This window comes from Pseudoxanthobacter sp., from assembly GCF_036822375.1.
Classification (GTDB): domain Bacteria; phylum Pseudomonadota; class Alphaproteobacteria; order Rhizobiales; family Segnochrobactraceae; genus Pseudoxanthobacter.
Genome location: NZ_DAISHT010000267.1, coordinates 1 through 3,938 on the forward strand (window position 1 = coordinate 1; position 3,938 = coordinate 3,938).

Sequence of the window (3,938 nt, forward strand, 5' to 3'; positions counted from 1 at the left end):
GGGTCTTGGTCTTTTCGTCCTCCTCGTCCTCATCGAGGCGCGAAAGGTGGATCGTATAATCCTTCATGCCGGAACTCGCTCGATCGCAAAGGCAGGCCGGACGGCCCGCCGGGAGGGCTACCCCATACTTAAGGCACTCACCGGGCGGGCGCAAACCGCTGGCAGGGGGAAAATGCCGGGCGCGACCTCGCGGCGTCCGGCCGGGCGCCGCGGCGGCCCCGCCGCCGGCACCGGCTTTCGTTGGCAAGGCGGGGCGGACGTGATAGGGCGTCATGCAGTCCCGTCCCGCAGGCCGGCCCGGCCCCGCACCGCCCGGGACACACAAGGTCCAGAACCACACAAGGTCCAAGACCACACAAGGCTCAGGATCAAGGCATCATGACCGATTGGCCCGAGACGACGGACGGCCCGGAAACGCCCCCCGCGGCGCTCCCGGCCGAAGGCGCGCCGCAGCCGGAGGCCGCTGCCGCCCCGCCCCGTGCCGTTGAGCGGCTCGCCTTCATGTCCTCCAAGGCGGAAGGTGCGAAGGCCGCCCGCGCCCGCCTCGCCGGCCGCTACGGCGAGGTGCCGCCGGAAGAGGCCGACGTGGTGGTGGCACTCGGCGGCGACGGGCTGATGCTGGAAGCGCTGCACCTGTTCCGCAACACCGGCACGCCGATCTACGGCATGAACCGCGGCTCGGTCGGCTTCCTCATGAACGAATTTTCCGAGGATGGCCTGCGGGAGCGCCTGCGCACCGCAGAAAAGACGGCGCTGCGCCCGCTCATCATGCGCGCGGTGGACGAGGCGGGCGGGCAGCGGGTTGCCCACGCCTTCAACGAAGTGGCGCTGATGCGCGAGACCAATCAGGCCGCCAAGCTGCGGATCACCGTCGACGGCCGGGTGCGGCTGGAAGAGCTGATCTGCGACGGCATCCTCGTCGCCACGCCGGCCGGCTCGACGGCCTACAATCTCTCCGCCCACGGGCCCATTCTGCCCATCGACGCGCAGCTTCTGGCGCTGACCCCGATCAGCGCCTTCCGCCCGCGGCGCTGGCGCGGCGCGCTGCTGCCGATCCATGCCCATGTGCGCATCGACGTGCTGGAGCGCGAGCGCCGCCCGGTGGCGGCCGCCGCCGATCATCTGGAGATCCGCTCCATCGCCGGCGTCGAGATTGCCGTCGACGACAGCTCCGAAAGCGTCGTGCTGTTCGACGCCGGGCACTCGTGGGAAGAGCGCAACCTCGCCGAACAGTTCCGCTTCTAGCCGCCCTCAGCCGCCCTTCGGCCGGCGCATGGTGAACAGGCTCTCCGGCCCGGCGACGGCATAATCCATGTAGCCGAGCCGGGTCAGCGGACGGGCACGGGCGGTGTCGAACAGCCCGTCGGTCAGTGCGGCATCGGCGATGTGGATGCCGACCACCTGCCCGAGCGCCATGAAGTGATTCGCATCGCGGCCCTCAAGATCGCGCACCGGGGTGATGCTGATGAGGCGGCATTCCAGCGACGCCGGCGATTCGGCCACCCGCGGCGCCTTCACCATCACGCAGTCCGCCTCGGTCAGCCCGGCGAAGGCGAATTCCGACTGCCCCGCCGGCAGCGGCGCCGACGACTGGTTCATCGCCTCGCGCAGATCCCACGTCGCCATGTTGCAGACGAACTCGCCGGTCGCCTCAATGTTGGCAATGGTGTTCTTCCAGCCGTTCGACGACACCATGACGATGTGCGGATCGGACGAGACGGCGCCGAAGAACGAATAGGGCGCCAGATTGCTGCGCCCCCCGGCATCGCGGGTGGAAATCCACCCGATCGGCCGCGGCGCCACCAGCGCCTTGAAGGGATCGTGAGGCAGACCGTGGGCATTGGTCACGGCATCGTAGAACATGGGGCAGTCTCCGGGCTGGAGCGGTCTCCGGGCGGTCGTCAGGCGTATTCGGTGATGAGCGCCGGCACGTCCGGCCGGTCGCGCTCCACCGGGGGCTGCGTCGGCGTGCCGATGTGGACGAAGCCGGCGAACCGCTCGCCCGCCGCCGCGCCGAGCAGGCGGGCCGCCTCGTCGTCGTAACACATCCACTCGCTCACCCACTGGCCGGCAAAGCCGAAGGCACTGGCGGCATGCAGCAGGTTGAGGCACACCGCCCCCGCCGAAAGCTCCTGTTCCCAAACGGGAATCTTCGGATGCACGGGGTTGACGCACGACACCACGCCCACCACCAGCGGCGCGCGGGTGAAGCGGCCGCGCTCCACGTCGAGATGGCCGGCCTTCGCCTCCGGGTGGCGACCGGCATAGAGAGCGGCCAGCCGCTCGCCGGCCGCCGCCGCGCCCGCCCCCCGATAGAGGATGAAGCGCCAGGGGTGCAGCTTGCCGTGGTCCGGCACGCGGGCGGCGATGGTCAGCATGTCCAGCAGCGTCCCGCCCTCCGGCGCCGGCGCGGCGAGCTGGATGGCGGGAATCGAACGCCGGGTCTTCAGATAGGCAACGAAATCGACCGGCGGACGGGCGGATGAGGACATGGCAACGGCCTTTCGGAAGCGGGTCTCAAGGCAACGGGCCGCCCGGCCCGGGGAGGCGGGCCGGCGGCATCGGCAGGACCGGCGGATCGGAGGCGAGCCGGCCGCCAATGTCAAGGGAGCGCCGCCATCGCAATCGGTCTTGAATTCGCCGCCGTTCTCGGGGATTCGTTTGCGTGCAGGTTCCCGAGTGATGCGTACCGCTTCGCCCCTCCCCTCCGCAGCGCCCCGAAGGCGCGCGGTGCCGGTCGCGGCCGATGCCTACCCACCCCCGCGGGGACGGTTCGGCAAAAGATTCGGCACGAGACGTGAGACGGGGTTCGACCTGATGCGGGACGATGCGGCGGGCAGTGTGCAGCGGGACACGCCTTTGCTTGCCTTCAGCCAGTTTGCCTTCAGCCGGTTTGCGTCCGGCCGGTTTGCCTTAAGCCGGCGCCGGCCGCCGGCCCGGATGCGACCGGCGGCTCTGCTGGCTCTGGCCCTGCTGGCCGGAACGGCTGCCGGCGCCCCGGCATATGCCGCGTCCGATCTCAACAGCGCTCCGGTTCTGTCCAACCAGCCGCAGGTGATGCCGCTGCCGCGGCCCGATGCCGCGCCGCCCGCTCCCCTGCCGGAACTCAACGGCACCGTGGTGCCGGCCGTGCCCTATGCCCAGCCTGCGACACCGGCCACCGGCACGCCGAAGGGCAACGAGGTGCCGCTTTATCTCGTCGCCAAGCTGACGGCGAGCGGCAAGCCGCTCAGCACCGGCGTTGTGTGGCGCATCTTCTCCATTCAGCCCGATGCCGCCGGCAAGCTGCCGCTGGTGGCGGTTTCGGCCGGCGGCGACGGCGAATTCCGCCTCCGGCCCGGCACCTACATGGTGCATGCCGCCTACGGACAGGCGGGCGAAACCCGCAAGGTGGAAATCAGCCACCGCGTCGTCACCGAAACCGTGGTGCTCCATGCCGGCGGCCTGCAGCTCGACGCCGTGATCGACGACAAGACGCCGCTGCCGGCCGAGGAAGTGACCTTCGATATTTCCCGCGGCGACGAGGATGCCGCCAGCGAGCGCGCCTCCGTCGTGTCCGGCGTCAAGCCCGGCGCGATCGTGCGCCTGCCGGCGGGCACCTATCATGTGACCAGCCACTACGGCGGCGTGAACGCGGTGATGCGTGCCGATATCGAGGTGGAAGCCGGCAAGCTGGTCCGCGCCACGCTGCACCATAAGGCTGCCGAAGTAACGCTGAAGCTGGTCGCCAGCCCCGGCGGCGAGGCGCTCGCCAACACCCAGTGGACCGTGCGCGATGCCGACGGCAAGGTGCTGGCCGAAAAAGTCGGCGCCTTCCCCTCCATGGTGCTGGCCGCCGGCAAATACGACATCGTCGCCCGCAACGGCGACAAGACCTGGACGGAGAGTTTCAGCGTGGAACCCGGCCGCAACCGCGATCTGGAAATCGTGGCGAAGGG

5 protein-coding genes are annotated in these 3,938 nt (G+C 70.0%); 2 read left to right on the forward strand and 3 right to left on the reverse strand.

Features of this window, described 5'->3' with window-relative positions:
* A partial coding sequence (locus V7067_RS16165; RefSeq protein ID WP_334176927.1) for a hypothetical protein occupies positions 1-274 on the reverse strand: 274 nt, incomplete at its 3' end.
* 104 nt (positions 275-378) lie between these two features.
* Between V7067_RS16165 and V7067_RS16170 the strand changes: the two genes are divergently transcribed.
* The gene (locus tag V7067_RS16170; protein WP_334176928.1) at positions 379-1,245 is read left to right on the forward strand and encodes an NAD kinase; all 867 of its coding nucleotides are present in this window, start codon (positions 379-381) and stop codon (positions 1,243-1,245) included.
* A 6-nt stretch (positions 1,246-1,251) separates the two neighbouring features.
* Here the strand turns inward: V7067_RS16170 and V7067_RS16175 are convergent, their stop codons facing one another.
* Both V7067_RS16175 and V7067_RS16180 read right to left on the reverse strand, forming a co-directional pair.
* Positions 1,252-1,863 (reverse strand): flavin reductase family protein, encoded by a 612-nt coding sequence (locus V7067_RS16175; RefSeq protein ID WP_334176929.1) that lies wholly within the window; start codon positions 1,861-1,863, stop codon positions 1,252-1,254.
* Positions 1,864-1,901: 38 nt separating this feature from the next.
* Complete coding sequence (locus V7067_RS16180) at positions 1,902-2,492, reverse strand: nitroreductase (protein ID WP_334176930.1); 591 nt, start codon at positions 2,490-2,492, stop codon at positions 1,902-1,904.
* 448 nt (positions 2,493-2,940) lie between these two features.
* Between V7067_RS16180 and V7067_RS16185 the strand changes: the two genes are divergently transcribed.
* Positions 2,941-3,938 (forward strand): hypothetical protein (locus V7067_RS16185; protein WP_334176931.1); only part of this gene is annotated, 998 nt, incomplete at its 3' end.

What these genes read in the sequence shown, in the direction of transcription:
- V7067_RS16170 (WP_334176928.1), top strand. Translation starts at nt 379, where the DNA reads ATGACCGATTGGCCCGAGACGACGGACGGCCCGGAAACGCCCCCCGCG.
- V7067_RS16175 (WP_334176929.1), bottom strand. Translation starts at nt 1,863, where the DNA reads ATGTTCTACGATGCCGTGACCAATGCCCACGGTCTGCCTCACGATCCC.
- V7067_RS16180 (WP_334176930.1), bottom strand. Translation starts at nt 2,492, where the DNA reads ATGTCCTCATCCGCCCGTCCGCCGGTCGATTTCGTTGCCTATCTGAAG.